Source organism: Micromonospora polyrhachis, assembly GCF_014203835.1.
Classification (GTDB): Bacteria; Actinomycetota; Actinomycetes; order Mycobacteriales; family Micromonosporaceae; genus Micromonospora_H; species Micromonospora_H polyrhachis.
Window position 1 is genome coordinate 6,074,059 of the sequence record NZ_JACHJW010000001.1, and the last position, 25,573, is coordinate 6,099,631.

A 25,573-nucleotide genomic window follows, 5' to 3' on the forward strand; every position below is an offset into this window, starting at 1 on the left:
GTGAGCTGCCTCGATAATTAGATTGAAACGTTGTTGACAATGTTGATCCAGTTGCGCTGCCGGACAGCATCGTCGATTCGGATGATTAACGCCGGGACTTCGGCGTGCCGCGACGCGTGTGGTCGCATGAGTATGGACACATGGGCGAGTTGCGCGGCAAAAACGGCTGATCCAAGGTCAGCGGTTCGATCCAACACCTCGCGGGTGATGCCGCATGCCTCATCGAGGTGGTCCCTTCCCAGTAGCGTAGTCACCAGCATGAGTCGGGCTAAGGCTTGGCTTCGGACACGCTCTTGGCTTTCGGCATCTACGACGATCTGGAGCCTTTGATGTGTCTCCGTCAGATCTCCGATTCTTTGGAAACAGCGCGCCGATTCGATGGCAAAAGAGATCTCGTCAAATGGGCTGAGCCAGGTGGATGCTCTGTCCAATCCAATGCTGAAGCTCTGCTCGGCTCTGCTTAGCGTTTGTGTTGCCTCGACATGGCGGCCGCTGCTGGCAAGACCGCGCGCTTGCATCGCCATTAATCTGGCTTTTAGTGGCCCGTATACCGGCCCGTCTTTCAGAATCTCCAATCCCTGGAATGCGTACGTCAGGGCCTCGTTCGCGTTGCCGTGATGACTCGCGAGGTGGCTGCGCCCAGCGTAGATTTGGGCAGCAAGTTGTGAATCGGCGCTCCTCTCGGCAAGCTCCGATGCAGTAAGTAAGTGTTTGTGGGCGGCAATGGCTGACCCTGTGTCATGTGCCATCCACCCTGCCATTTCGTTGAGTGACGCCCTGGCGGCCAGTGCTGTCGGCGAAAAAGCATCATTCTGGCTTTCGGCTCGGAGCGACTTGGCCAAATAGGCGCTGATGGCAGCGTAGAGGTGGCCCCCGCCGACCCTACGGTCTGCCCTTCGTAAGGATCGCAAAAAATCCAAATCGAAATCAGGCGAGTTGGCATGGTTGCTTGACGTGCTGGCGGCAGGTTCTGCCGGGGGCAGTGAAAACCACAACAAGTCTTCTGGAATACCGAGGAGGACAGCCCACGCAATCAGGCGTTCAATATTCCTGAGCGGTGGGCCGTTTTCCAGACGGCTGAGCTGGGCCTGAGTCTGTCCCATCCAACCAGCGACGACGTCCTGCGCTAGCGGTCGGGCACCGTGATGGGAGTGATGACGATAGACGCGGATGACGCGGCCCATGTGACGCGCAGACAACGCAGCGCGCATCTGGTCAGTGTTCCAACAGTCCCTCGGCATGGACGGTGGCTGTAGCAGGCGACGACTTCGTGCTCGTTGGCAGCTCTCGCATTGGCTCGTCCGGTTGTCCCGAGCTAGCCATGTTCCACACGAGCATCGGCGACGCGTTCCATCAGCCCGCATCAAGCACCTCGACGTCCAGTCGACAGCAGAGGCTATGAGGCTAGCGGATGTATGAGGTTTTCGTATGCATCGTAGTAGTGCAATGCATTCCGGTTTTTCTGATCCCTGACCAGGCTCATTGCATGGCCCGGGGCGGGTGCTGGCTCCGGTGGCGGGGCGATTCCCTGATCGATTGTGTCGCTGCTCCCGCCCGTCCCGGTGCCGTTCCAGGTTGTCGGGATGGTGCAGGGGTGAGCGCTTGTGGTGGGTGTGGACGGCGATGGGTTCGGCCGGTTGGGGTCGATAGGGGTACGGGATGCGGTGGGGCGCTGGTTGTGGCTGGTGGAGGCCGACACCGAGTTGAGGCCGTTCCTGGTGGGGGTGGATCGGGTCCGGCTGGCCGGGCATCTGGCGTTGTTGCTGACGGCGGCGTTGGGTGGCCCGACCGGTGACGTCGTCCGCCCGTGCGCAGCAGCATGGGCGGGGCTCGGTATGTCGGAGGGGCAGCATCGTCGGGCGGTCAACTATCTGGTGGGGACGTTGCGGGCGATGGGCGTGCCGCCGGCAGCCGCTGACCGGGCTGGCCGGGCGTTCACCGAGGAGACCCCGGTATGAGCGCGGGTAACGGACCCGAGTTGATGGCGTCGTGGGCAGCCACGCTGCAGCATGTCGACCAGGCAGCGGAGCATTTCTGGTATCTGGTGGAGGACTGCCGCCCCGGACTGCTGCCGGCCGGGGACGCGACGCTGTTCCTTACCGGGCTGGGACGGCTGGTCAGTGGTGGTGATGACGCGGCGGGTCGGGCGGCGTTGTTGGCGGTGTTGGGTCGGGCGTACCGGCGGATGCGGATGTTCACCCCGCATCATCTGCCGATCGGTGACGCGCTGATCGACACGGTGGCGAGGTTCGCCCGCCCGTGGTGGTCGCCGCGACTGGCGAGGGATTGGCAGCGGTTGTACGAGCCGACGATCCGGGCCCTGGCCCGGGTGGGTCGTCGGGTGGGGGAGGGGCCGGCCTGGTGGCCGGGCGAGGTGGTCGACCACGATCAGCCCGCGCCGGGCATCGCCATCGTTACCGTACGACCCGAGCGGCCGATGCCTGTCTGCCCGGGTCAGACGGTGCCGGTGACGGTGTCGCAGTTCCCGGGCCGGTGGCGCTGGTATTGCCCGGCGAACGCGCCCCGCCCCGATGACACCCTCGAACTGCATGTGCGGGCGGTCCCGGGCGGCAGTGTGTCCCATGCCCTGGTCGACCAGGTATGTCCTGGTCAGCAAGTGTGGCTCGGGCCGCCGTACGGTGATGGGTTGTTGTTGGACCCGGACAGTGACGCGGATCTGCTGTTGGTGGCCGGTGGCACCGGTCTTGCTCCGTTGCGGGCTCTGGTGGAGCAGGTCGCCGCCACTCCGGACAACCCTCGGCGGGTCACGTTGGTGGTCGGGTCACGCAACTTCATGGACCTGTACGACGCGACGAGTCTGGACAAGTTGCAGTGTGCGCATGACTGGTTGACGTTGGTGCCGGCGGTGTCACATGACCTGGAGAACACCGAACCGGAGGAGCGGGGTGACGCGTTGAGCCTCGCCGTGGCGCACTACCGCCCGGGGCAGGATGTGTACGTGTGTGGTCCGCCGGCGATGAACCGGGCCGCGATGCTGCGGCTGCTCGTTGCCGGGGTGCCAGCCGAGCGGATTCACCTGCCCGACGAGTACGAGAGCCTGCACCATGGGTACCTACCGCAGTCGTAACGGCGGCCCGTTGACCGCCGACGGCATCCGCAACGCGCGGTTGTCGTACACGAGGTTTGGTCGACGTGGCTACCAGCCGGCGCAGGTCGACGCCCTGCTTGCCCGGCTGGCGAAGGAGACCGCCGACCGCTGCCAGCAGATCCGACTACTCCAGGCCGAAAACGATCGGATCAAGGACGCTCTGCGCACCTGGCAGACCGAACAGGCCAACCACCAGCACAGGTGAGCGGTCGTGAGTGGAACACCAGATACCTCATCCGGGTGAGATGACGTATCTGGTGTGCCAGCGAGCATCAGCCGGAGCCGGGGCGCGTTGGTGGGTCTGCTCTGTATACGGCAAATTGAGCAGGTCGCCACCGCTCCGGGTAAGCCCTCGACGGCACTGCTCTACTATCAACCGGATGACGAGCGGGATCGATGCGCCGAAGCGGCGCTACCTTTCGTGGCTGCGACCGTTTCACGTCGTGTTACTCGGTACGGTCGTGATCGCGATTCTGTTGCTCGCGCCGATCCGGATCGGGCCGGGGAATCACGAGAAGGACACCAGTTGCGGCAGCGCCTTCGATATGGACCTGAGCCCGTGGCGGAGCGTGCCGCACGATTCGGAGCAGGCGTACTACCTGGATCTGGCGTACAAGACCTGCACCATCCGACGCATCGATCGGCTGGCTCAGGCGGTGGGTGTGCTGTCGGTGACCTTCCTGATCGTGGCCTTCATGACCCGACGCTCCGGATCGCCGAGATCAGACCGGTCGTCCGGGGGTCCGGACCCATCGTGACGCGAAGCCCGTTCATCACGTACCCGAAGGCGATGCCCTCGGCCGGATCGGCGTAGCCGAGCGAGCCGCCGTGGCCGGGGAAGCCGAAGGCAGTGGGTGACCACCAGGGCTGTTCCGGCAGCGGTAGGCCGAAGCCGAGCCCCGGTCGGGTCGGCACCATCAGTACCCGATCGACTCCGCTGGCCTGCTCACGGGTGGCGGTGGCGAGGGTGGTCGCGTCGAGGATCCGTACGCCGTCGACCTCGCCGATCAGGCCCGCGTAGAAGCGGGCCAGCGACGAGGCGGTGCAGATGCCGTTGACCGCCGGGATCTCCGCCGACCAGGTGCGCGGGTCGGTGAGGTCGAGTGGCGGGTCGGTCACCGCCATCGACCGGAGCACCAACGAGGTCGGATCGGTGTACGCGGCGAGAATCTCCCGCATCGCCTCGGGCATGGCCTCCGGCACCGCCTCGGGCACCGCCTCCTGCGTAGCCGCCCGTACCGCCTCCGGCTCAGCCTCGGCGGCGGCTGTGGGTGGGGTGACCGGCTGCTCGACGAGCCGGGCGACCCGGTGTGCCTCGGTGGCGGGCAGTCCGATCCAGAAGTCCAGGCCGAGGGGTTTGGCGATCTCGTCGGCGAAGTAGGTGCCGAGGCTGCGTCCGGAGACGCGGCGTACCACCTCGCCGACCAGCCAGCCGTAGGTGAGTCCGTGGTAGCCGTGCGCGGTGCCCGGCTCCCAGACGGGTGTCTGGGCGGCCAGCGCGGCGACCATCGGCTCCCAGGCCAGCGCCTGTTCCAGCGGTATCGGACGGTCGAGTACCGGCAGCCCCGCCTGGTGGGACAGGAGCCAGCGGACCGGAATGTGGCCCTTGCCCGCTGCCGCGAACTCCGGCCAGTACTCGGCGACGGGTGCGTCCAGGTCGAGTTGTCCACGTTGGGCCAGCAGGTGGGCACAGGCCGCCGGCACGCTCTTGGTGGTCGAGAAGATCACCTGGAGGGTGTCCTCCCGCCAGGCGCGGCCGGTGGTGGGATCGGCGAGCCCACCCCACAGTCGGACCACCTCCTGGCCGTGCCGGTAGACGCTGAGGGCCGCGCCGATCTCGGACCGCGTCTCGAAGTTAGCCAGGAACGCCTCCCGGACCGGCTCATAACCCGGTGCCACACTGCCGCTGACCACGGACATGTTTCTCCTTCCGGAGCGTCTAGCCCGGACGACGATCGGCCCGGACAATGCATGTCAGGGTATCCTGACAGTACATGTAAGGGAACCCTGACGAACATATGCTTGCGGGATGGTGGAGGAGCTGGTTCCCGGACATTCGGACCTCATCGGGTTCCGACTGCCGGACGGGACGCTGAACACCGACGCCGCAGCGCCTGCCGGCACGGTCGGCTACCGGGCCCGATGCAGTTGCGGCTGGGTCGGCACCAGCGACTATCCAGCCGCCGAAGAGGGACTCTGGATGGCCACCACCGAGTGGAGTGGACACATCAGGCCGATCCTGGTCGCCACCCCGCCCGGCTGGCTACTGAGCCGTTCCGACACCCTCCGGGACAACGTCGCCGAACTGGCTGCTACCTGGCCGTTGCAGGCGCTTGGCGTACTCGCCGAGGTGGAACGCTGGCAACGGCCGTTGATCGAACGGGCCGTGCTGGCGGCCCGGGAGGCCGGGCTTTCCTGGGCGGAGATCGGCAACGCACTCGGCATCAGCCGCCAGTCCGCGCACGAGCGCTTCCGTAACGTCGCCCCGGCCAAGCCACCCGCCTGACGGTCGGTCCGGCGAGCGCGAAGGGCCGCTCAGAGCCGGCCAGCCTCGATGATCCGGTGTAGGAACTGCCGGGTACGGGCCTCGGTCGGCTCGCCGAGCACCTGCTCCGGCGGCCCCTGCTCGATCACCCGTCCGCCGTCGAGGAAGCAGATCCGGTCGGCGACGTCCCGGGCGAAGCCCATCTCGTGGGTGGCCAGCACCATGGTCATACCCTCGGACTTCAGGTCACGGATCATGGTCAGCACCTCGCCGACCAACTCCGGGTCCAGGGCCGAGGTGACCTCGTCGAGCAGCAGCAGCCGGGGCGAGTTGACCAGCGTACGGACGATCGCCACCCGCTGCTGCTGGCCGCCGGAGAGCCGGTCCGGAAAGGCCCGTGCCTTGTCGGCCAGCCCCACCCGGTCGAGCAGGGCCAGCGCCTGTGCCTCGGCATCGGCCCGGCCGCGTCGGTGCACCCGCCGGGGTGCCAGGGTGATGTTGTCCAGCACGCTCAGGTGCGGAAACAGGTTGTACGACTGGAACACCATGCCGATGCGCTGACGTACCCGGTCCGGGTCGACCTTCGGGTCGGTGAGGTGCTCACCGTCCAGGTGGATGGTGCCGTCGTCGATGTCTTCCAGCAGGTTGACGCAGCGCAGCAGGGTCGACTTGCCCGAGCCGGACGCCCCGATCAGCGCCACCACCTCGTGTTCGGACACGTCCAGGTCCAGGCCGTCGAGGACGGCGTGGCCGCCGCCGTACGTCTTGCGCAGTCCTCGGCAGGTCAGCAGCGACATGTCACCTTCCCGCCTGTCGGCGCGCGGCCCGCAGCGTCACCCAGTCGGTGACCGCGATCAGCGGAATGGCCAGCAGCACGAAGAGCACCCCGGCCAGGATGTACGGGGTGTAGTTGAACGTCTCGGCGGTGGCGATCTGGGCGGCCCGTACCGCGTCGATCGGACCGGCCAGTGAGACCAGCCCGACGTCCTTCTGGAGCGCGACCACGTCGTTGAGCAGCGGCGGGGCGACCCGGCGGACCGCCTGTGGCAGCACCACGTGCCGCATCGCCTGCCGGTAGGTCAGACCCAGCGACCGGGCGGCGGCGATCTGACTCGGGTGGATCGACTCGATGCCGGCGCGGAACACTTCGGCGAGGTAGCCGCTGTAGGTGATCACCAGCGCCAGCCCGCCGAGCACCAGCACCGAGGGCATGCCCTGCAACCGCAGGCCCGGCACGCCGAGGGTGAGCACGTACAGGACGATGATCAGCGGCAGGCCACGGAACGTGTACGTGTAGCCGGTGGCCAGCATGCGGACCGGAAAGAACACCGCGCCGCGCAGGGTCCGCAGCACCGCGATCACCAGACCGAGGGCGAGCGCGCCCAGGGCGCAGAAGAACAGCAGCCGTACGTTGAGCCACAGCCCGGTCAGCACCTCGGGCAGCGCGTCCCGGGCGATGTCCAGGTTGAGGAAGGACTGCTTGACCCGATCCCATCCGGGAGCCCCGGTGACCGCCACCACCAGCAGGGTGCCGAGCACGGCGGTGGAGGCGGCGGCGACCAGCACCGAGCGGACCGTCTGCCGTCGCCGGTAGGCGGCCCGCTGGCGCTGGATCTGCGACGGCTGGTAGCCACCCGTCGTCTTGCTGTCGACCGGCGTCACGCCGATCCGGTCGTGCAGGGTCACGTCTGTGCGTCCAGGGTCACGTCGGAGTCGGCCGGGGTCACGTCAGTTCGGTCGCGCCCGCCGCCTGGGCGAGCCACTTCTTCTCCAGCTCGGCGAGGGTGCCGGCGTCGCGAAGTTCGTTGACCGCCTTGCTGACGCAGCCGGTCAGCGGCGAGTTCTTGTCCAGCAGCAGCCCGAACGCCTCCGGCACCCCGACCTGCGGCACCTGGCCGACGATGGTGGCGTCGGTGAGCTCCGCCCCGGTGATGTAGAAGGCGGTGGGCAGGTCGACGACGAGGCCGTCGATCTGGCCGTTCTGCAGTGCCTTCTTGGCGTCGTCGTTGCTGTTGTAGACCTGCGGCTTGGTGGTCGGCTTGATCACGTCGGTGATCGCCTGGTAGCTGGTGGTGCCCACCTGCGCGCCGAGCTTGGCGTCCTTCAGGTCGGCCAGCGACGCCTTGCCAGCGATCTTGGAGGACTTCAGCGCGATGACGGTCTGCCGGACCAGGTAGTACGGTCCGGAGAAGTCGGCGGCCTGCTTGCGTTCCTCCGTGATGGAGAACTGGTTGATGTCGAAGTCGAAACTCTTCGGCCCGGGGGCGATGGCGTTGTCGAACTTGACCCGGGTCCACACCACGTCGCCGCGGGCGTACCCGAGCTTCTCCGCCACGGCGTAGGCCACCGCTGCCTCGAAGCCCTCACCGTTGTCGGGCTTGTTGTCCTTGAACCACGGCTCGTATGCCGGGTCGTCGGTGCCGACGGTGAGCTTTCCGGCGGTCAACGTGCGCAAGGCGTCCTTGGTGCAGTCGGCCTGCGACTGGTTGGTCGGGGCCGGGTCTGCGTCCTGGGGAGCGCAGCCGGCGAGGGCGGCAAGGACGACGGTCGCGAGCGCGACGGGGGCGTATCGGCTGGCCATGGCCGACAGCATAGGGGTGGGAGGCGGAAACATTCCCCCCTGATGTGGTCGGGATCATCGGCGGGGTCGCAAGTCGGGGTTTCGGCGTCCACCTGGTGGGTGGGGGTGACCCGGCGGCAGGGTCCACGCGGTGTGGCTGCGAGAATCCGATTCCGTGAAGACGTTCGAGGAGCTGTTCGCCGAGTTGCAGGCCAAGGCCACTGCCGGCACCCCGGGCTCGGCGACCGTGGCCGCGCTGGAGCGCGGTGTGCACGCGATCGGCAAGAAGGTCGTCGAGGAGGCCGCCGAGGCGTGGATGGCGGCCGAGCACGAGGGCCCGGAGCGGACCGCCGAGGAGATCTCCCAGCTGCTCTACCAGGCCCAGGTGCTGATGATCGCCGCTGGCCTGGACCTTGAGGACGTCTACCGACATCTCTGAGTGCCCCGACCGATTCCGATCGAACTCGAAGGAGCACCGGAGAAATGCTGCGCATCGCCATTCCCAACAAGGGCACCCTGTCCGGCCCGGCCGCTGAGATGCTGCGCGAGGCGGGCTACCGCCAGCGCGCCGACAGCCGCGACCTGGTCTGCCGGGACGACGCCAACGACGTCGAATTCTTCTACCTGCGTCCCCGGGACATCGCCGTCTACGTCGGCTCCGGTGACCTCGACCTCGGCATCACCGGTCGGGACCTGCTCGTCGACGCGGGCAGCCCGGCCGAGGAGGCGCTCGACCTCGACTTCGGTGGGGCCACGTTCCGCTTCGCCGCCCGCGCCGAGGCCGTCTCGTCGGTGGAGCAGATCGCCGGGCAGCGCATCGCCACCGCGTACCCCGGGGTGGTGGAGCGCCACCTGGCCGACCGGGGCATCAAGGCCGAGGTGATCCGCCTCGACGGCGCGGTCGAGAACGCCGTACGCCTCGGCGTGGCCGACGTGGTGGCCGACGTCGTCTCCACCGGGGCCACCCTGCGCCAGGCCGGTCTGACGATCATCGGGGAGCCGATCCTCCGGTCGTCGGCGGTGCTGATCCGTCGCCTCGACGCCCCGGCCAACGCCCAGGCCGACCAGTTGCTGCGTCGGTTGCAGGGCGTCCTGGTCGCCCGCCGCTACGTGATGCTCGCCTACAACGTGCCGACCGAGTTGCTGGTGCGGGCCACCGCGCTGACTCCGGGCATCGATTCGCCGACCGTGTCGTCGCTGCACCGGGAGGGCTGGGTCGCCGTGCAGGCGATGGTGCTCCGCGACGAGGTGCACCGGATCATGGACGAACTCTACGATCTCGGTGCGCGGGCGATCCTCGTCACAGACATCCACGCCTGCCGGCTGTGAAGCTGAGCCGGTGATCATCGGCTCTGATCTACACCGTCCCGCCCGTCTACTCCGTTCCGCCCGGTCGGTACGGCGGTGAAGGTGCTACCGGCCTGGGCGGCGCTCATCCTGGCCGGCCTGGGTGGGGTCGCCTCGGCCGCGCAGAGTGCCGCCAACGCCGAACTGGGCGACCGGGTCGGCCACCCCGCCGTCGGGGCGGTGGTCAACAACCTCGGCGGCAGCCTGTTGGTGCTGGTCGGGCTTTCGGTGCTGCCGTCGATGCGTACCGGGCTGGGGCAGTTGCGCCGATCCGGGCTGCCGTGGTGGGCGTACCTGGGTGGGCTGGGCGGTGCCGCGATCGTGATCGTGGCGACCTATGTCGTACCGGTGCTCGGGGTGGCGGTCTTCACCATCGCCCAGGTCGCCGGCAACAGCGTGGGCGGGCTCAGCGTCGACCGGGCCGGGCTGTCCCCGGTCGGCCGGCTGGCGCTCACCGGCCCCCGGATCGCCGGGGCGGCGCTCGGCGTCGGAGCCGTCGCCCTGGCCCAGGTCGGTCGCCCGGTCGGTGACCTGGGCCTAGGCTTGGTGCTGCTCGCGGTGGCCGGTGGAGTGGCGGTCGCCCTGCAGGCCGCGCTCAACGGTCGGGTCTCGGCAGCGGGCACCATGGCCGCCGGTACGGCGGTCAACTTCGCGGTCAGCACCCCGGTGGTGATCGTCGCCGCCCTGGTGCTGGGGGCGCTCGACGTGCTGCCCGACGCGACCTGGCCAGCCGACTGGTATCTCTACCTCGGTGGGGCACTGGGCGTGTGCATCGTGGTCACCCTGCTGATCGGGGTGCGTTCGGTGGGCGTGTTCCGGACCGGTCTGGCCGTGGTGGCTGGACAGTTGGGTGGGGCGCTGCTGCTGGACGTGGTGCGTCCCGCCGGCCCCGGGGTGGGCCTGCCGGTGCTCGCCGGCACCCTGCTCACGCTGCTGGCGGTAGTGGTCTCCGGCCGGGCGATCCGGCCCGCGCCGGCCGGCACCTGACCGACGGATGGCAGACTAGACGGCGTGAGCGGTTCCGAGGTGGTACGACTGCGTCCGCAGCGCATCCGGGTGATGTGCTGGTCCCTGGCGGTAGCCGTGGTGGTGGTGTTCAGTCTGATCGCCACCTCGTTGACCGGGCCGACCGGTAGCGGGCCGGCCACCTTCCAGCGGGGTGACCAGTTCGCCATGATCGGGCTGGGGTTGCTGGTCGCAATCGGGATCCTGATGGTGACCCGACTGCGGGTCGAGGCGGACGCCCAGGGTGTCCGGGTCCGCAACGTGATCGGCTCCTACGACGTGCCCTGGGACGAGGTCCGGGCGGTACGGTTCAACCGTGGTTCGGCCTGGGCCAGCCTGGAGCTGGTCGGTGAAGAGCAGTTGAACATCCTCGCGTTGCAGGCGGCCGACAAGGAGCACGCGGTGGCCGGGGTCCGGGCGCTACGCGCGTTGCACGCCACCCACCAGCAGACCGTCACGCCGCAGGCCGGCTAGCCCAACCTCGGGCCGGCAACCCAACCGCAGGCCGGCTAGCCGAGCAGACCGTCACGCCGCAGGCCGGCTAGCCCAACCGCAGGCCGGGTCCCCGAATCGAAGGACGCCCGCGTCGCGAGCGCCGGGGTGGCCGAGTCGCAACCAGCGACCCCACCTGGTAACCTTCGTGGGTCGACCATGCTGGTGTGATGTTGTGACCACGCAGAGGCAATCGTGCGGACACACAATCACAGCAGCCATGAAGTGGAGCGCCTGCTCCCACCCGAGTCGCCACTAACTGGTGGCCGGGTCCGGTCACCGGATCGGTTCGTCCGATCCGGTTGTGCGGCACCTGGTGCCGCCGTCGACCGGTCGAGCGGGCCCTGGCATGCGCCGGGGCCTTCTGCTTTCCGGGTTGGTTCCCACCGGGGGACCCACCGGGGTCGGCTCAAGTTGAGGAAACGGACTTGAGGAGGCCCCATCAGCGTCGAGCCACGCGTGAACGAGCAGATCCGGGCACGAGAGGTCCGGCTGGTCGGCCCAGAGGGCGAGCAGGTGGGCATCGTCCCCCTGGAACGCGCTCTGCAGCTGGCCGCGGACGTCGACCTGGACCTGGTTGAGGTTGCGCCGATGGCGCGCCCGCCGGTGTGCAAACTCATGGACTTTGGCAAGTTCAAGTACGAGAGTGCACTCAAGGCGCGCGAAGCCAGGCGTAACCAGCAGCAGACCGTCATCAAGGAGATGAAACTCCGGCCGAAGATCGACCCGCACGACTACGAGACCAAGAAGGGTCACGTGGTGCGGTTCCTCAAGGCGGGTGACAAGGTCAAGGTGACGATCATGTTCCGCGGTCGCGAGCAGAGCCGGCCGGAGCTGGGCTACCGGCTTCTGCGGCGGCTCGAATCGGAGATCTCGGACCTTGGATACGTCGAGGCCGCACCGAAGCAGGACGGCCGAAACATGATCATGGTTCTGGCTCCGCATCGGGCCGTCAAGGCGTCCGCAACGGCCGCCAAGACGGGCTCGCCGCGTGAGCGGGAGGCCGGTGCCGTCGAGGTAGAGGCACCACCGGCCGAAGCGGCCGGACCCGCCGGGACCACCGGCGAGTAACAGGGGAGAAACGGTTCACATGCCGAAGATGAAGAGCCACACCGGAATGGGCAAGCGGGTCAAGGTGACCGGTCGTGGCAAGATCGTGGCGGAGCAGGCCGGCAAGCGCCACCTGCTGGAGGGCAAGCCCTCCACCCGCACCCGCCGGCTGACCGGCACGGTCGAGGTGGCCAAGGCCGATGTCAAGCGCATCAAGAAACTGCTTGGCCGCTGACGCGCGCCACTTTGACCTGAAGGAGAAGTTGAGATGGCACGCGTCAAGCGGGCTGTGAACGCCCAGAAGAAGCGCCGTACCCTGCTGGAGACCGCCAGCGGCTACCGGGGGCAGCGCTCCCGGCTTTACCGCAAGGCCAAGGAGCAGGTGCTGCACTCGATGCAGTACGCCTACCGGGACCGTCGCGACCGCAAGGGCGACTTCCGGCAGCTGTGGATCACCCGGATCAACGCGGGCGCCCGCGCCAACGGGATGACCTACAACCGGCTGATCCAGGGCCTGCGGCTGGCCGGTGTCGAGGTGGACCGGAAGATCCTGGCCGACCTCGCCGTCACCGACGAGGCGGCCTTCGCCGCCATCGTCGAGATCGCCCGTGCCGCCGTGGCGGCTGAGGGCACCGGTGGCGCGGCCGCTCAGGCCGCCTGACCCAACCCGCTACACCTGGAAGAGGCGCTCCCCATGACCGCACGACAGTCCGGGGGGCGCCTCGCTCCGGGTCCAGCCCCGGAGACCTCGCTGTTCACCCCCCGTACGCCCCGGGTGGTCGCCGCCCGTCGGCTGCACCGCCGGCGTGACCGGGACACCACCGGCCGGTTCCTCGCCGAAGGGCCGCAGGCGGTCCGGGAGGCGCTGGTCGGACCCGCCGGGGTGGTCGAACTCTTCGGCACCCCGGCCGCCCTGGATCGCTACGCCGACCTGGCCGCACTCGCCGCCCGCGCCGACGTACCGGTCTCGGCGGTGACCGACGAGGCGCTGGCCGCACTGACGGAGACGGTCGCACCACAGGGCCTGGTGGCGGTCTGCCACCACCTCGACGTCCCCCTGGCCGCCGCGCTGGACCGGGCACCCCGCCTGGTCACCGTGCTCGCCGGCATCCGCGACCCGGGCAACGCCGGCACGGTGCTGCGCACCGCCGACGCCGCCGGGGCGGCTGCGGTGGTGTTCGCGGGCGAGACGGTCGACCCGTACAACGGCAAGAGCGTGCGCTCCTCGGCGGGCAGTCTGTTCCACGTCGACGTGGTCCGCGCCGACGACCCGGCCGGGGTGGTCGCCGCGCTGCGCACCGCCGGCCTGACCGTGTTGGCCGCCTCCGGCTACGGCGAGACCGACCTGGACGACCTCGCCGACTCCGGTGGCCTGGCCACCCCGACCGCCTGGCTCTTCGGCTCCGAGGCGCACGGGCTCCCCGCCGAGCTGGCCGAGCTGGCCGACGCCCGGGTACGCGTGCCACTACACGGCCGCGCCGAGAGCCTCAACCTGGCTGCCGCCGCAGCGGTGTGTCTGTATGCTTCAGCCAGAGCACTGCGACGTGGGCTGTGAGCCCGCAGTCGCGAATCTGGGAGAGGTGACCACCCCGTGATGAGCGCCGTACGGCACTCGTTTAGCCAGCCCGCCGGTCGCGGCGGGCGGCAGGGCTGACCTTTCCCCTGTGCACCTCCCACCGGCGGGCTGCGGCGAAGCCGCGTGTCCGTAAACTCGCCATCGCCGCCCGACGAGGGCCGGCGCCGCCGTGAGGGAGTGCCCGTACGCCATGACCTATCGCAACGATCCGTACGACCCGAAGCAGGTCGCCCTGCTCGACCAGAGTGCCCTGGACGAAGCCGTCGCCGCCGCCGAGCAGGCGTTCGCCGCCGCCGGTGACCCCGACGAGCTGGCCGCCCTGCGGCACCAGCACCTGGGCGACCGGGCCCCGATCTCGCTGGCCCGCCGGGAGATCGGCGCGCTGCCCCCGGCGGCCAAATCCGACGCCGGCAAGCGGGTCAACGAGGCCCGCCGGGCGGTCGAAGCCACCTTCGCCAGCCGCCGCGAGGAACTGGAGCGGCAGCGGGCGGAGCGGGTCCTCGCCGACGAACGGGTCGACGTCACGCTGCCGTTCGACCGCCGACCGCAGGGCGGCCGGCACCCGCTGAACACGCTGATGGAGGAGATCAGCGACCTGTTCATCGGGATGGGTTACGAGATCGCCGAGGGCCCCGAGGCAGAGCTGGAGTGGGCCAACTTCGACGCGCTCAACATCGGACCGGACCACCCGGCCCGGGGCCTGATGGACACCTTCCATCTGGACCTGCCCGGCCTGGTGATGCGTACCCACACCTCGACGGTGCAGGCACGCACCATGCTGACCCGGCAGCCACCGATCTATGTGGTCTGCCCCGGGCGGGTCTACCGCACCGACGAGCTGGACGCCACGCACAGCCCGGTCTTCCACCAGGTCGAGGGACTGGTGGTGGACAAGGGCATCACCATGGCCCACCTGCGGGGCACCCTGGAGCACTTCGCCCGCTCGATGTTCGGCGAGTCGGCGCAGCTGCGCTGGCGTCCGCACTACTTCCCGTTCACCGAGCCGTCGGCCGAGTTCGACGTCTGGTTCCCGGAGCACCGGGGTGGGGCGCAGTGGGTCGAGTGGGGCGGCTGCGGCCTGGTCAACCCCCGGGTCCTGCGCGCCTGCGGCATCGACCCGGACGTCTACTCCGGATTTGCGTTCGGCATGGGCATCGAGCGGACCCTGATGGTCCAGCACGGCGTACGGGAAATGCGGGACATGGTCGAGGGCGACGTGCGGTTCACCCGCGCGTTCGGGGTCGGGGCGTAGCGAGATGCGGCTTAGCGGGATGCGCCTCGGCGGGATGCGGAACGAAGCAACGGAGACGGTGGTCTGAGTCATGCGAGTGGGAATTTCCTGGCTACGGGAGTACGTCGACCTGCCCGCCGACCTGTCGGTCGAGAACCTCGAACAGGCCCTGGTCGAGCTCGGCATCGAGGTCGAGTCCGCGGTGGATCTGCGGACCACGGTCACCGGGCCGCTGGTGGTCGGCGAGGTGCGCGAGATCGAGGAGCTGACCGGGTTCAAGAAGCCGATCCGCTTCTGCCGGGTGGACGTGGGCACCGCCAACGGCACCGGCGAACCGCAGGAGATCGTCTGCGGCGCGACCAACTTCGCCCCCGGTGACCGGGTGGTGGTGATCCTGCCCGGCGGCGTACTGCCCGGCGGGTTCGCCATCGGGGCCCGCAAGACGTACGGGCGCAACTCCAACGGCATGATCTGCTCGGCCCGCGAACTGGGCCTCGGCGACGACCACTCGGGCATCATCGTGCTGCCGGCGGAGAGCCCGGCCAAGCCCGGTGACGACGCCCGACCGGTGGTGGGGCTCGACGACATCGTGGTCGAGTTGGAGATCACCCCCGACCGGGGGTACGCCATGTCGGTGCGGGGTGTCGCCCGCGAGCTGTCCCACGCGCTCGGGCTGCCGTTCCGGGACCCGGGTGTCGTGCCGGCACCGGGGGCGACCGCCGAACCGGCGTATCCGGTGCGGGTGCTGGACACCGTCGGCTGTGACCGGTTCGCCGCGCGGGCGGTGCGGGGCATCGACCCGCTGGCGCAGAGTCCGCAGTGGATGCAGCAGCGGCTGACCGTCGCCGGGATCCGGGTCATCTCCCTGCCGGTCGACATCACCAACTACCTGATGCTCGAACTGGGCCAGCCGATGCACGCCTTCGACCTGGACCGGATCTCCGGACCCCTGGTGGTCCGCCGGGCCGAGGCGGGGGAGCGGCTGACCACCCTGGACGGGGTGGACCGGAAGCTGGCCACCGAGGACATGGTGATCTGCGACGACACCGGTCCGATCTCCCTGGCGGCGGTGATGGGTGGCGAGACCAGCGAGGTCATCGCCGGCACCACCAACGTGCTGTTCGAGGCGGCGCACTGGGACCCGGCGATGGTCGGCCGGACCGCGCGGCGGCACAAGCTGTTCAGCGAGGCGGCCAAGCGCTGGGAACGGGGCGTCGACCCGGCCCTGCCGCTGGTGGCGATCGACCGGGCGGTCGCGCTGCTGACCGCACATGCCGGCGGCACCGCCAGCGCCGAGATCCTGGACCTCGACCACGTGTCGGCCCCGACGCCGATCGTGTTCGACCCGCAGCTTCCCGGCCGCCGGATCGGCGTCGACTACGCCCCGGCCCGGGTCACCGAGTTGCTGGAGCAGGTCGGGTGCGCGGTGACCGAGGGCATCGACCGGTTGGCCGAGGACCCGGGGTCGGTCGCCGCTGCACCGGCCTCCGCCGCGCCGAGGGCCTCCCGGAACGGCAGCGCCGAGCCGGCCGGTCTCGTCGTCACCCCGCCCAGCTGGCGGCCGGACCTGACCGAACCGATCGACCTGGTCGAGGAGATCGTCCGGCTGGACGGCTACCACCGGGTGCCGGCGATACTGCCCCAGGCCCCAGCCGGGCGAGGACTGACCGCCGAGCAGCGGCGTCGCCGTTCGGTGGCCCGGAGCCTGGCCGACCACGGCTACGTCGAGGTGCTGGCCTACCCGTTCGTGGCACCCGAGGTGTTCGACGCGCTCGGGCTGCCCGCCGACGATTCGCGCCGGTCCGCCGTACGACTGGCCAACCCGCTGTCGGAGGAGGAGCCGCTGCTGCGTACCACGCTGCTCGGCCCACTGCTCGGCGCGCTGCGGCGCAACATCGGCCGGGGGCAGCGGGACCTGGCGCTCTACGAGATCGGCCTGGTCTTCGAGCCGAAGCCGGGGGCCGGTGCGCCGCCGGCCATGGGGGTGGACGACCGGCCGTCGGACGCCGACCTGGCCGCCGCCGAGGCGGTCGTGCCGCGCCAGCCGTGGCACGTGGCGGCGGTGCTCGCCGGCGAGCTGGACCCGGCCGGCTGGTGGGGGGCGGGCCGCCCGGCCGGCTGGGCCGACGCGGTCGCCGCCGCCCGGCTGGTGCTGGCCACCGCCGGTATCCCCGACGAGCGGGTCACCGTCCGGCAGGCCGACCGGGCACCGTGGCACCCGGGGCGCTGTGCCGAGGTGCTGGTCGACGATGTGACCGTCGGGTACGCCGGTGAGCTGCACCCGTCGGTGGTCGACGCGATGGAGCTGCCGAGGCGTACCAGCGCCATGGAACTCGACCTCGACCTGCTGCCGCCGGCCCCGGTGGTGCCCGCCCCGTTGATCTCCAACTTCCCGCCGGCCCTGATCGACGTGGCGTTGGTCGTCGACGACGAGGTACCCGCCGCCGAGCTGCGCCGGACCCTGGCCGAGGGGGCGGGGGAGCTGCTGGAGTCGATCCGGCTGTTCGACGTTTACACCTCGGCCGAGCAGTTGGGGCAGGGGCGCAAGTCGTTGGCGTACAAGCTGACCTTCCGTGCGTCGGACCGGACGCTCACCGCCGAGGAGGCGGTGGCCGCCCGGGACGCGGCGGTTGCTCGGGCGGCAGCCCGGTTCGGCGCCACCCTCCGGGGGGCCTGACCCGGTGGGTACGGCGGTCGTCGTCATCGTGGTGGCCGGCGTCCTGGCGTCGGTCGTCGCGGCGCTGGTCTGGCTACGGCGGCGGCTGCTGATCGTGTCGGTCGTGGGTCGCAGCATGGAGCCCACGCTGCGGCCCGGCGACCGGGTGTTGGCGCGGCGGGTGCCGCTCGCCGCCATCCGACGCGGCGACGTCGTGGTGGTGGTGGCCCCGGTGCGGGCGACGACTGACTCGACGCGACTAGAGACGGGCGCGCCCGCCCTGCTCATCAAACGGGCGTACGCGGTGCCCGGTGACCCGGTGCCGGTGGATCGGGTGCCGATCCTGCGCCGGGAGCCGGAGCCGGTGGTGCCGGCGGACCGTCTTGTCGTGCTCGGCGACAACCCGCCGGTGAGCTACGACTCGCGCGAGTGTGGCTACATCACCGGGCAGGGCGTGCTCGGTGTGGTGATCCGGCCCCGCCTACCGTCCCGATAGTCCGGCACGGCGCGCCGGGTGGATCCGGCCCCGGATCCACCCGGCGCGCCTGGTGTCGTCAGCACAGCGAGGTCATCGTGACCCCACTGGCACTGCAGTAGTAGCCGCACGAGCCGCAGGTCGTCTTACACGTGGGCGTGTAGCTGCAACGCTTGAAGTGGCAGGTGCCGCAGGTCGCGCACCACGGGTCCGGCGGGCAGCCGGCGGCAGCCGTGACCTTCGGCACGACCAGCCCGAGCATTTTTTCGCCGAGGGCTTCCAGGCGACGGAACATCTCGTTCACCTCCTTCCGAGTCCGAGGAGGTCCGAACCTACGGTGGCCCGCTACAGCGGAGATACAGCCTGCTGGGGCAGCCTGCCGGTGACCGGGCAGGAGCGGTAGTCAATCGATGTATGTCGACTGTAGGTCGGGCTCCTACGGTGGGCCTCCCGAAGCTGATCGTGGAGGCAGTCGGAATGGGTTACCTCGAATTGACCGGCCGATGTCTGCTGGGCCTGGTGTTCCTGGCCGCGGTCGTCGGAAAGCTCCGTAACCGGTCCGCGATCGACGAGTTCGCCGACTCCATCGTCCAGTTCGGAGTGCTGCCGGCAACGTGGACACGACCCGCTGCCCGGCTGGTGCTGGGTGCCGAGGGCGTGATCGTGCTGCTGTTGGCCGTACCCGGCACCATGCCCGTGGGCTACCTGCTGGCCATCGGGCTGCTCGGCGTACTCACCGGCGCGATGCTGGTCGCCGTACGGCGTGGCCGCCGGCCGGCCTGCCTGTGCTTCGGCACCGCCGGTACGCCGATCGGTGGTCGGCACGTGGCCCGGAACATTCTGCTGATGGCGGTCGCCGTCGGCGGCCTGCTGGTGACTGTCCTCAACGACCCGCCGACAGGTATCGGCGAGGTGCTGCTGGCCGCCGCGACGGCCGTCCCGCTGGCCGCCATCGTCGTGCGTCTCGACGACATCGTCGACCTGTTCGCCCCGACCTCGGCATCGCCGACCACCCCTAGCCGGACCTGAAGGAGTGTCTGATGTGGTATCTCACCGTTGCCGTCGTTCTGGTCGCCGTGCTCGGCCTGGTGAACCTGGTCTTCACCCTCGGGGTGGTCCGCCGGCTACGCGAGCACACCGAGCTACTCAGCGGCCAACAGGCCAAACAGCCGGAGGCGATGCTTGAGGGGGGCGGCGTGCCGGCCGAGTTCCGGTCGACATCCACCGACGGTCGGGTGTTCACCCGTGCCGAACTCCGGCCGATGACCCTGGTCGCGTTCGTCTCTCCCGCCTGTGACCTGTGTGAGGAGCAGATACCCACCCTGCTCGACCGGGCCCGGCATATGCCCGGCGGACCGGAACACGTGTGGGTGGTCGTGGTGGGCAAGGGACCGGAGACGGAACCGTACGCCGAGCGCTTCCGGGAGGTGGCCACGGTCTTCATCGAGCCAGGCAACGGCGACCTTCCGCTCGCCTTCAAGATCAATGGATATCCGGCGTTCGGCCTCGTCGACGAGAGGGGCGAAGTAACCAACAGCACCTTCGGCATCGCCAGGTTGGACCTGCCGGTGGCCCGATGAATGTCGGAACGGGGGCCGGGGTGCGACTCGCCCCGGCCCGGGCCCTCCGGCACGCGCGCGACGCCCTCGGGCTCACCTGGCGCGCGGCCCCCGTCGGAACCGCGGCCGACCTGGGACTCGCGGTACTCGTCGGCCTGATCCCGGTGCTCGCCGCCTGGCTGACCAAACTCGTGCTCGACCGGCTCGTCACGGGCACCGGCACCGGGCTGGTCGTACTCGGAATGGGCCTGGCGGGCACAGCGGCGGCCGGGGCGGTCCTCCCGCACGTGCGCAAGTACGTCGAGGCCGAACGGTCCCGGGCGGTGGCCCGGATGGTACGCCGACGGCTCTATGCCGCGCTGCAACGCTTCGTCGGCCTGGCCCGGTTGGAGAACCCCGCGTTCCAGGACCAACTCCAGGTGGCGCAGCAGACCGGGCACCTCGGTCCGGCACAGCTCACCGGCAACGTACTGGCCACCGTGCAGAGCGTCATCGGAATGACCGGCTTTATCGGCGTACTGCTGGTGCTGAACCCGTGGATGGCGGTGCTGGTGCTGCTCGCCGCCCTGCCGACCCTGTGGATCCAGCTTCGGCTCAATCGGGGTCGGGCGGCGATGCTTCTGCGGCTGGAACACTTCCAGCGCCGGGACCTGTTCTTCTCCCAACTGCTGATCGGCATTCCGGCCGCCAAGGAGATCCGCCTCTTCGGCCTCGGCCGGTTCTTCGGCGACCGGATGCTCGGCGAACTGAGCGGGATGCACGATACCGAGCACCGGCTGGACCGTCGGGAGATGCGGGCCCAGGTGCTGTTGGGTTTGTTCGGCGCGGCGGCGGCCGGCACCGGGATCGTCTACACGATCGGGGTGGCCAGCGACGGGCGCCTGAAGATCGGCGACCTGGCACTCTTCCTCGCCGCCGTACCCGGGGTGCAGAGCGCCCTGGCCAGCCTGGTCGGCCAGATCGGTGCCATCCACCAGGCACTGCTGCTCTTCGACCACTACGACGCGGTGGTACGTGCCGAGCCGGACCTGACACTGCCAGCAGCCCCCCGCCCCGCCCCGCCGCTGTGCGCCGGTATCGAGCTGCGCGACGTCTGGTTCCGCTACGCCGAGGACCACCCGTGGGTGCTCCAGGGCGTGAACCTGCACCTGCCGTACGGATCGACGACGGCACTGGTCGGGCTCAACGGCGCGGGCAAGAGCACCGTGGTCAAACTGTTGTGCCGGTTCTACGACCCGGAGCGGGGATCCATCCACTGGGACGGGGTCGACCTACGAGACCTGGACCCGGTCAGCCTGCGGTCGCGGCTGGGCGCGGTCTTCCAGGACTTCATGGCGTACGACCTGACCGCCGCGGAGAATATCGCGGTCGGTGACCTGGCCGCGATCGAGGACCGGTCGAGGTTGCGGGCCGCGGCCGACGACGCCGGGATCGGCGACCGCCTCGATGCCCTGCCACGCGGCTACGACACCCTGTTGACCAGGATCTTCTTCGACCACGGGGACCGGGAGGACCCGCAGACCGGGGTGGTGCTCTCCGGTGGACAGTGGCAGCGGGTGGCGCTGGCCCGAAGCTTCCTGCGGGCCGGCTGTGACCTGCTTATCCTGGACGAGCCGAGCGCCGGTCTGGACGCCGAGGCCGAACACGACCTGCACCGGCGGCTTCGGCGGTTACGGCAGGGCCGGACCAGTCTGCTCATCTCCCACCGGCTCAACGCCGTGCGTGAAGCCGACGTGATCGTGGTGCTCGATGGCGGGCGGGTGGTCGAGCAGGGCGGTCACGACGAACTCATGACGGTCGGCGGCGACTACGCCCGGCTCTTCGACCTCCAGGCCAGTGGCTACCGGGAGGAGAACGCCGGCGTCTCCTGACCGGGGCAGTGGCCGCTCCGGATCCGGCGGACCGCCGCGTCCCGTACCTCCTGGGGGTCGTCCGCGGCCAGCTCCGCGGCGTACAGCCAGAGCAGGCGGGACATCCGAAACCTGCCGGCGTCGACCGGGTCGACGAGCTGGGCTTCGACCAGCCGGTCGAGGGTGACCCCGGCCCGGTCCGGGGTGGTGTCCAGCAGCGCGGCGAGAACGTCTGCCGTGACGGGCCCGAACCGGAGCAGGCCGAGCCGCCGGAAGGCGACAGCAGTGTCGCCGAGGGACCGGTAACTCGCGGCCAGCCGTGACCGGATCGCCAACTCGTCGAGGCGATGCCGCTCGTCGCGTAGCCGGGCGGCCAGGCTGGCCACCGACCGGTGCGGATGCTGGGCCAGTCTGCTCCCGGCGGTCCGTACGGTCAGCGGAAGCCGTTCACAAAGGTCGACCACGACGTCGGCCGGACCGTCGTTGATCCGGTGCGGACCAGCCGAACGGAGCAGCAACTCGACGGCGTCCGCCTCGGCCAGCGGACCAAGCCGCAGGTGTGGCCCGCCGATGGCGGACAGCCGTGACCGGGCGGTAAGCAGCAACGCGGAGCCCCCGCGCACGGGTAGCAGGTCGGCTACCTGGGCCGGATCGGCGACGTTGTCCAGCACCAGTAGGACGCGTCGACCGAAGAGCAGCGAGCGCACCAGGGCGCGGGCCTCGGCCAGGGTCGTCGGCGTCGGTGTCGTGGGGCCGCGGAGCGACCGGACCAGACGGGCCGACAACTCCGCGGGGGCCAGCGGTGGCGTCTCCAGCTCGGAACCACCGAGGTCGAGGTAGATCTGCCCGTCCGGAAAGTGGTCGAGAACCGCCGCCGAGGCGCGTATGGCCAGCGCCGATTTGCCGATCCCGGGCGTACCGGAGATTGTCACCGTGATCGGCCGGTCGCCCACCCCGGTCAGGGTGGTGTGTAGCCGGGTCGACTCGATTGTCCGGCCAACGAAGGTGTCGACGTCGTACGGCAGCTCGTGCGGCACGATGGATGCCGTTGCCTCGGTCGGGACGCCACCCGCGATCCGAGCCGGAGACGAGTCCCGGCTGACGGCTCCGGCGGACCGGTCGGCCGATCGCTGGCGTGGATGTAGCAGGTGCGGATCCCGGCGCAGCATCGCCTGGCGCAACCCATACAGCTCGGCGCTGGGCTGCACGCCGAGGTCGGTGGCGAGGATCGACTGGACGGCGGTGAAGGCCTCCAGGGCACCGGCGATGTCACCGAGCCGGTAGAGCACGGTCATCAGCTGTGCCCAGGCACGCTCCCGGAGCGGGTTTTCGGCGACGTGTGCCCGTAGGCGCGCGACCAGGTCGGTGCAGTTGCCGGCCCAGAGCTCCAGATGGCAGGCGAAGTACGCCTCCAGCGCGCCGATGCGCCGTTCCCGTAACCGGTCGAGTGCGGCGGTCACCATCGGGCCGCCGGTCGGCGCGGCCGGCATCGGCGTGGGCCACATCGCGAGCGCCTGTTGCAGGGTGGTCGTAGCGGTGGTCAGCTCGCCCCGGCCCAGTGCCGAGTGTCCGTCGGAGACGAGCCGGTCGAACTCGACGGCGTCCAGCTCGCCACGGTGGGTCCGCAACTGGTAGCCGCCGGTGCCGGCGATCAGTCGAGGTGGTCCTGGCGTCGAACCGGACAGCAGCGTACGGAGCTGGCTGATGTGGCTGCGCAGGTTGGCCACCGCCGAGGGAGGTGGTCTGTGGCCCCACAGCTCGTCCACCAGCGTGCCGACCGGTACGGGCTGGTTGGTGTGCACCAGGAGGGTCACCAGCAGGGCTGTCGGACGTCCGGCCGGTAGGCGTAGCGGTTGTCCGTCGCGGTGCACGCAGGGCGTGCCGAGTACCCGAAAGGTCAGTGCCATGCGCGGCCCCCGTGAACCTACCTGGGCAGACGGGCCCACGGTCCTGGCACCACGTCGCGTCCCAGCCATCGATGATTGTGCCAGGAGTTGTGAACGTCGTGTTGCCGCTGGCGGGACAGTCCCGATCTGGCTCAGTCGTCGACTTCGAACTGCGCCAGCATGCGGAGGCCGGTGAGGTCACGGACCGTGATCCGCCGGTAGTCGGTGTCGATCAGGCCGTCGCTACGTAGTTCCCGGAGCGCCTTCTGCACCGTCGTCTCGGCCGCGCCGCAGATGGTGGCGAGTTCCGGTTGGGTCAGGCGTACGTCGATGACGAGGCCGTTCGGGGTACGTCGTCCGTGGGTGCGGGCGATCTCGGCGATGATCCGGGCGACCCGGGTCGGCACCGGATAGGACATGAAGTCGATGCGGTGACGGTTGGACTGGCGTAGCCGGTTGGCCACCATCGCCGCGAGTTCGACGGCCGCCTCCGGATGGGCTGCGAGGAACGGCTTGAACTGTCGCATGTGGATGATGCGAACCAGAGCGGGGCTGCAGGTGGTGACCGTTGCCGAGCGTGGCTGGTCGTTCAACGCTGACATCTCGCCGACGAGGTCGCCACCGACCCGGATGGCGAGCAGTGCGGTGCGACCGTCCGCCGTTACCACCGTGACCTTCGCCAGCCCCTGGCAGATCAGCACCAGGTGCGAGTCCAGGTTTCCCTCCCGGAGCAGAATCTCGTCGGAACCGACGCGTTTCGCCGTGCCGAGGGTCAGCAGCTCCGCCAGGCTCGTCGAGTCGGCCGAGCAGCGTGCCGAACGGCCAACGCGGGTCGGGATGGCGGGATTCGTCTCGCACAGGCGCTCCTATCCGGCGATGATCCGAGGCAGGTAACGGCAGCCTAGCTGCACAGTGACGAATGGCGATCTCTCGGTATCCAGAATCGTTGCGTCGACCCACCGCGACGAGACAACCAGCGGTGAACCGGAGAAGGAGCAGGAGACCCAGTCGGTAGATCGGGTCGATGTCCGCAGGAAGGACCAGCGACGTCAGGTCGAAGGGAGCGGTGCGACCAGCCAGTGCTGGCACCGACATCAGGACGATGAGCAGATAGGCGAGAACGGCGCGGGACCGGCGGAGGACGGCTGAGTTCGGCATGGCTCCACCACATACGACTCCGCCATCGCAGATGCCTCCCCAGGAGGGGATGACAGCTTCCCGACCGTACCTTCGGCTGGTCTGCCCGCACTCGTGGCCGATAGCGGCCGACGTTCGTGGCGAAGCCGTATTTCTACGAAGTCTGTACGTCGGAAGTCCGTTTACCTGTTGATCCGTGCCCGTCATCCGGACGGGCCGGTTGTCGAAAGGTGATCCGGTATGGCCGACCCCAGTTCCCCGAACCGTCGACTGCTGATATCGGTGGACATGGAGCGATACAGCCGGCGGGGCAATCTCTTGCAGTACGAGGCGCAGCGTGCGTTCCAGCAGATGCTGCACGACGCGGCGCGCGGTGTGGGGCTCGATCGGGTGGACTGGAAGACCCAGCAGGCCGGTGACGGTGAGCTGGCCATCCTCCCGGCCGAGGTGAAGGAGCCGACGGTCATCGGCAGGTTGGTGCCGGCGTTGAACCGGTTGCTGCGTCAGTACAACAGCAGCCGGCTGCCGGAGGCGCGGATCCGGCTACGGGTCGCGCTGTACCAAGGGCTGGTGCACCTCGACGGGGCCAACGGGTTCCCGGGCAACGCGGTGAACAACGTCTGCCGGCCGTGCGACGCCGCACCGCTCAAGCGGGCGCTGAAGGCATTCCCCGACGCGGGGATAGCCCTGATCGTGTCGTCGGACATCTATCGCGATGTGGTGACCGAATACCCGGAGGAGTTGCGGCCGGAGCGGTTTCGTCAGGTGGAGGTGCACCACCCGGACAAGGACTTCCGCGAGTTCGCCTGGATCTGCGTGGTGGACGAGGACCTGGGGCAACTGGCCACCCTCGATCCGACGGCGGCCGAATCGCTCGGGCTGATCGGCCCGCAGACCGCGACCGGACGACCCGAGACGCCGGCCAGTCCACAAACACCCGGCCCACATCCGCCCCGCGGTCCGGGTGCGGCGGATGTGCGGTCGGCCGATGGTCCGGGTGCGGCGGGTGGGCCGCTGCCGGGGGGAACCGAGCCGGGCGCGATCCGTACCGGTGACATCCGGGTGGAGGGCCAGAACGCGGTCGGGCACGGCAGCATGGCCATCGGCTCGATCGGCGGCGACTACCGGCCCGACGGCCCGGCGCGACGGTGAGCC

Annotated in this window: 28 protein-coding genes; 20 read left to right on the top strand and 8 right to left on the bottom strand. The window is 69.6% G+C overall.

Translation table 11 applies throughout. The features are described 5' to 3' along the window. Window positions 1-17: 17 nt before the first annotated feature. Entirely contained in the window at window positions 18-1,211 is a 1,194-nt protein-coding gene (locus FHR38_RS26945; RefSeq protein ID WP_184537464.1) for an NsdA family TPR-like regulatory protein, read from the bottom strand. A 396-nt stretch (window positions 1,212-1,607) separates the two neighbouring features. On the opposite strand from FHR38_RS26945, the gene FHR38_RS26950 reads away from it, so the two are divergent. From FHR38_RS26950 to FHR38_RS26965, 4 genes are all read left to right on the top strand, one after another. Then, complete coding sequence (locus tag FHR38_RS26950; RefSeq protein WP_312882427.1) at window positions 1,608-1,958, top strand: hypothetical protein; 351 nt, start codon at window positions 1,608-1,610, stop codon at window positions 1,956-1,958. Next, window positions 1,955-3,088 carry an FAD-binding oxidoreductase gene (locus FHR38_RS26955; RefSeq protein WP_184537466.1) on the top strand — a complete coding sequence of 378 codons (1,134 nt, stop codon included), beginning with the start codon at window positions 1,955-1,957 and terminating at the stop codon, window positions 3,086-3,088. Before FHR38_RS26950 ends, FHR38_RS26955 begins: the two co-directional genes overlap by 4 nt. Next, window positions 3,066-3,314 (top strand): DivIVA domain-containing protein, encoded by a 249-nt coding sequence (locus FHR38_RS26960; protein ID WP_184537468.1) that lies wholly within the window; start codon window positions 3,066-3,068, stop codon window positions 3,312-3,314. Before FHR38_RS26955 ends, FHR38_RS26960 begins: the two co-directional genes overlap by 23 nt. Before the next feature lie 175 nt (window positions 3,315-3,489). Further along, window positions 3,490-3,867, top strand: coding sequence for a hypothetical protein (locus FHR38_RS26965; RefSeq protein ID WP_184537470.1), 378 nt, complete (start codon window positions 3,490-3,492; stop codon window positions 3,865-3,867). Here FHR38_RS26965 and FHR38_RS26970 read toward each other — a convergent pair. Next, window positions 3,803-5,029 carry a serine hydrolase domain-containing protein gene (locus tag FHR38_RS26970; protein ID WP_184537472.1) on the bottom strand — a complete coding sequence of 409 codons (1,227 nt, stop codon included), beginning with the start codon at window positions 5,027-5,029 and terminating at the stop codon, window positions 3,803-3,805. The two genes, FHR38_RS26965 and FHR38_RS26970, sit on opposite strands and share 65 nt — an antisense overlap. Before the next feature lie 109 nt (window positions 5,030-5,138). On the opposite strand from FHR38_RS26970, the gene FHR38_RS26975 reads away from it, so the two are divergent. Continuing rightward, a complete protein-coding gene (locus FHR38_RS26975) occupies window positions 5,139-5,615 on the top strand; it encodes a hypothetical protein (protein ID WP_184537474.1) in 477 nt (158 codons plus the stop codon). Between the two features lie 29 nt (window positions 5,616-5,644). Here FHR38_RS26975 and FHR38_RS26980 read toward each other — a convergent pair whose 3' ends face one another. From FHR38_RS26980 to FHR38_RS26990, 3 genes are read right to left on the bottom strand one after another with little or no spacing between them, the layout of a single operon-like run. Next, window positions 5,645-6,391, bottom strand: coding sequence for an amino acid ABC transporter ATP-binding protein (locus FHR38_RS26980; RefSeq protein ID WP_184537476.1), 747 nt, complete (start codon window positions 6,389-6,391; stop codon window positions 5,645-5,647). Window position 6,392: 1 nt separating this feature from the next. Continuing rightward, complete coding sequence (locus FHR38_RS26985; protein WP_312882428.1) at window positions 6,393-7,280, bottom strand: amino acid ABC transporter permease; 888 nt, start codon at window positions 7,278-7,280, stop codon at window positions 6,393-6,395. 37 nt (window positions 7,281-7,317) lie between these two features. Then, window positions 7,318-8,175 carry an ABC transporter substrate-binding protein gene (locus tag FHR38_RS26990; protein WP_184537478.1) on the bottom strand — a complete coding sequence of 286 codons (858 nt, stop codon included), beginning with the start codon at window positions 8,173-8,175 and terminating at the stop codon, window positions 7,318-7,320. Window positions 8,176-8,329: 154 nt separating this feature from the next. Here FHR38_RS26990 and FHR38_RS26995 point away from each other — a divergent pair, with 154 nt between their 5' ends. From FHR38_RS26995 to FHR38_RS27045, 11 genes are all read left to right on the top strand, one after another. After that, window positions 8,330-8,593, top strand: a complete 264-nt coding sequence (locus FHR38_RS26995; RefSeq protein WP_184537480.1) for a phosphoribosyl-ATP diphosphatase — start codon at window positions 8,330-8,332, stop codon at window positions 8,591-8,593. A gap of 44 nt (window positions 8,594-8,637) precedes the next feature. Then, entirely contained in the window at window positions 8,638-9,483 is an 846-nt protein-coding gene (gene hisG, locus FHR38_RS27000; protein ID WP_184537482.1) for an ATP phosphoribosyltransferase, read from the top strand. A 75-nt stretch (window positions 9,484-9,558) separates the two neighbouring features. Then, window positions 9,559-10,488: a DMT family transporter gene (locus tag FHR38_RS27005; RefSeq protein ID WP_184537484.1), complete on the top strand. Its 930-nt coding sequence runs from the start codon at window positions 9,559-9,561 to the stop codon at window positions 10,486-10,488. 24 nt (window positions 10,489-10,512) lie between these two features. After that, window positions 10,513-10,980, top strand: coding sequence for a PH domain-containing protein (locus tag FHR38_RS27010; protein WP_312882429.1), 468 nt, complete (start codon window positions 10,513-10,515; stop codon window positions 10,978-10,980). 477 nt (window positions 10,981-11,457) lie between these two features. Continuing rightward, window positions 11,458-12,069 carry a translation initiation factor IF-3 gene (infC, locus tag FHR38_RS27015; protein WP_184537486.1) on the top strand — a complete coding sequence of 204 codons (612 nt, stop codon included), beginning with the start codon at window positions 11,458-11,460 and terminating at the stop codon, window positions 12,067-12,069. Between the two features lie 19 nt (window positions 12,070-12,088). Then, window positions 12,089-12,283: a 50S ribosomal protein L35 gene (rpmI, locus tag FHR38_RS27020; protein ID WP_184537488.1), complete on the top strand. Its 195-nt coding sequence runs from the start codon at window positions 12,089-12,091 to the stop codon at window positions 12,281-12,283. Between the two features lie 33 nt (window positions 12,284-12,316). Next, window positions 12,317-12,709, top strand: a complete 393-nt coding sequence (gene rplT, locus FHR38_RS27025; protein WP_184537490.1) for a 50S ribosomal protein L20 — start codon at window positions 12,317-12,319, stop codon at window positions 12,707-12,709. Window positions 12,710-12,742: 33 nt separating this feature from the next. Beyond that, on the top strand, window positions 12,743-13,603 hold the full coding sequence (locus tag FHR38_RS27030; protein ID WP_184537492.1) for a TrmH family RNA methyltransferase: 861 nt from the start codon (window positions 12,743-12,745) through the stop codon (window positions 13,601-13,603). Between the two features lie 211 nt (window positions 13,604-13,814). Beyond that, window positions 13,815-14,876 carry a phenylalanine--tRNA ligase subunit alpha gene (locus FHR38_RS27035; RefSeq protein ID WP_184537493.1) on the top strand — a complete coding sequence of 354 codons (1,062 nt, stop codon included), beginning with the start codon at window positions 13,815-13,817 and terminating at the stop codon, window positions 14,874-14,876. Between the two features lie 70 nt (window positions 14,877-14,946). Beyond that, window positions 14,947-17,532: a phenylalanine--tRNA ligase subunit beta gene (locus FHR38_RS27040; RefSeq protein ID WP_184537495.1), complete on the top strand. Its 2,586-nt coding sequence runs from the start codon at window positions 14,947-14,949 to the stop codon at window positions 17,530-17,532. A gap of 4 nt (window positions 17,533-17,536) precedes the next feature. Continuing rightward, on the top strand, window positions 17,537-18,007 hold the full coding sequence (locus FHR38_RS27045; protein WP_184537498.1) for a S26 family signal peptidase: 471 nt from the start codon (window positions 17,537-17,539) through the stop codon (window positions 18,005-18,007). Between the two features lie 58 nt (window positions 18,008-18,065). Here the strand turns inward: FHR38_RS27045 and FHR38_RS27050 are convergent, their stop codons facing one another. Beyond that, window positions 18,066-18,281, bottom strand: a complete 216-nt coding sequence (locus FHR38_RS27050; RefSeq protein WP_184537500.1) for a hypothetical protein — start codon at window positions 18,279-18,281, stop codon at window positions 18,066-18,068. Window positions 18,282-18,427: 146 nt separating this feature from the next. Here FHR38_RS27050 and FHR38_RS27055 point away from each other — a divergent pair, with 146 nt between their 5' ends. Genes FHR38_RS27055 through FHR38_RS27065 form a run of 3 tightly spaced genes read left to right on the top strand, consistent with a single transcriptional unit; the run spans window position 18,428 to window position 21,416 of the window. Beyond that, window positions 18,428-19,015, top strand: a complete 588-nt coding sequence (locus FHR38_RS27055; RefSeq protein ID WP_184537502.1) for a MauE/DoxX family redox-associated membrane protein — start codon at window positions 18,428-18,430, stop codon at window positions 19,013-19,015. Window positions 19,016-19,026: 11 nt separating this feature from the next. Beyond that, window positions 19,027-19,566 (top strand): TlpA family protein disulfide reductase, encoded by a 540-nt coding sequence (locus tag FHR38_RS27060; protein ID WP_184537505.1) that lies wholly within the window; start codon window positions 19,027-19,029, stop codon window positions 19,564-19,566. Beyond that, entirely contained in the window at window positions 19,563-21,416 is a 1,854-nt protein-coding gene (locus FHR38_RS27065; RefSeq protein WP_184537507.1) for an ABC transporter ATP-binding protein, read from the top strand. The genes FHR38_RS27060 and FHR38_RS27065 overlap by 4 nt, the downstream gene beginning before the upstream one ends. Here FHR38_RS27065 and FHR38_RS27070 read toward each other — a convergent pair. Beyond that, the gene (locus FHR38_RS27070) at window positions 21,386-23,302 is read right to left on the bottom strand and encodes an AfsR/SARP family transcriptional regulator (RefSeq protein WP_184537509.1); all 1,917 of its coding nucleotides are present in this window, start codon (window positions 23,300-23,302) and stop codon (window positions 21,386-21,388) included. The genes FHR38_RS27065 and FHR38_RS27070 overlap by 31 nt on opposite strands. A gap of 131 nt (window positions 23,303-23,433) precedes the next feature. Further along, entirely contained in the window at window positions 23,434-23,982 is a 549-nt protein-coding gene (locus tag FHR38_RS32585; RefSeq protein ID WP_312882430.1) for a Crp/Fnr family transcriptional regulator, read from the bottom strand. Between the two features lie 676 nt (window positions 23,983-24,658). Here FHR38_RS32585 and FHR38_RS27080 point away from each other — a divergent pair. Continuing rightward, window positions 24,659-25,570: a hypothetical protein gene (locus FHR38_RS27080; RefSeq protein ID WP_184537512.1), complete on the top strand. Its 912-nt coding sequence runs from the start codon at window positions 24,659-24,661 to the stop codon at window positions 25,568-25,570. The last annotated feature ends 3 nt before the right edge of the window (window positions 25,571-25,573 follow it).

What these genes read in the sequence shown, in the direction of transcription:
- FHR38_RS27060 (WP_184537505.1), top strand. Translation starts at nt 19,027, where the DNA reads ATGTGGTATCTCACCGTTGCCGTCGTTCTGGTCGCCGTGCTCGGCCTG.
- FHR38_RS26945 (WP_184537464.1), bottom strand. Translation starts at nt 1,211, where the DNA reads ATGCGCGCTGCGTTGTCTGCGCGTCACATGGGCCGCGTCATCCGCGTC.
- rpmI (WP_184537488.1), top strand. Translation starts at nt 12,089, where the DNA reads ATGCCGAAGATGAAGAGCCACACCGGAATGGGCAAGCGGGTCAAGGTG.
- hisG (WP_184537482.1), top strand. Translation starts at nt 8,638, where the DNA reads ATGCTGCGCATCGCCATTCCCAACAAGGGCACCCTGTCCGGCCCGGCC.
- FHR38_RS26955 (WP_184537466.1), top strand. Translation starts at nt 1,955, where the DNA reads ATGAGCGCGGGTAACGGACCCGAGTTGATGGCGTCGTGGGCAGCCACG.
- FHR38_RS27070 (WP_184537509.1), bottom strand. Translation starts at nt 23,302, where the DNA reads ATGGCACTGACCTTTCGGGTACTCGGCACGCCCTGCGTGCACCGCGAC.
- FHR38_RS27080 (WP_184537512.1), top strand. Translation starts at nt 24,659, where the DNA reads ATGGCCGACCCCAGTTCCCCGAACCGTCGACTGCTGATATCGGTGGAC.
- FHR38_RS27035 (WP_184537493.1), top strand. Translation starts at nt 13,815, where the DNA reads ATGACCTATCGCAACGATCCGTACGACCCGAAGCAGGTCGCCCTGCTC.
- FHR38_RS26965 (WP_184537470.1), top strand. Translation starts at nt 3,490, where the DNA reads ATGACGAGCGGGATCGATGCGCCGAAGCGGCGCTACCTTTCGTGGCTG.
- FHR38_RS26990 (WP_184537478.1), bottom strand. Translation starts at nt 8,175, where the DNA reads ATGGCCAGCCGATACGCCCCCGTCGCGCTCGCGACCGTCGTCCTTGCC.
- FHR38_RS27040 (WP_184537495.1), top strand. Translation starts at nt 14,947, where the DNA reads ATGCGAGTGGGAATTTCCTGGCTACGGGAGTACGTCGACCTGCCCGCC.
- FHR38_RS26970 (WP_184537472.1), bottom strand. Translation starts at nt 5,029, where the DNA reads ATGTCCGTGGTCAGCGGCAGTGTGGCACCGGGTTATGAGCCGGTCCGG.
- FHR38_RS26960 (WP_184537468.1), top strand. Translation starts at nt 3,066, where the DNA reads ATGGGTACCTACCGCAGTCGTAACGGCGGCCCGTTGACCGCCGACGGC.
- FHR38_RS26980 (WP_184537476.1), bottom strand. Translation starts at nt 6,391, where the DNA reads ATGTCGCTGCTGACCTGCCGAGGACTGCGCAAGACGTACGGCGGCGGC.
- FHR38_RS27065 (WP_184537507.1), top strand. Translation starts at nt 19,563, where the DNA reads ATGAATGTCGGAACGGGGGCCGGGGTGCGACTCGCCCCGGCCCGGGCC.
- FHR38_RS26975 (WP_184537474.1), top strand. Translation starts at nt 5,139, where the DNA reads ATGGTGGAGGAGCTGGTTCCCGGACATTCGGACCTCATCGGGTTCCGA.
- rplT (WP_184537490.1), top strand. Translation starts at nt 12,317, where the DNA reads ATGGCACGCGTCAAGCGGGCTGTGAACGCCCAGAAGAAGCGCCGTACC.
- FHR38_RS27050 (WP_184537500.1), bottom strand. Translation starts at nt 18,281, where the DNA reads ATGTTCCGTCGCCTGGAAGCCCTCGGCGAAAAAATGCTCGGGCTGGTC.
- FHR38_RS27030 (WP_184537492.1), top strand. Translation starts at nt 12,743, where the DNA reads ATGACCGCACGACAGTCCGGGGGGCGCCTCGCTCCGGGTCCAGCCCCG.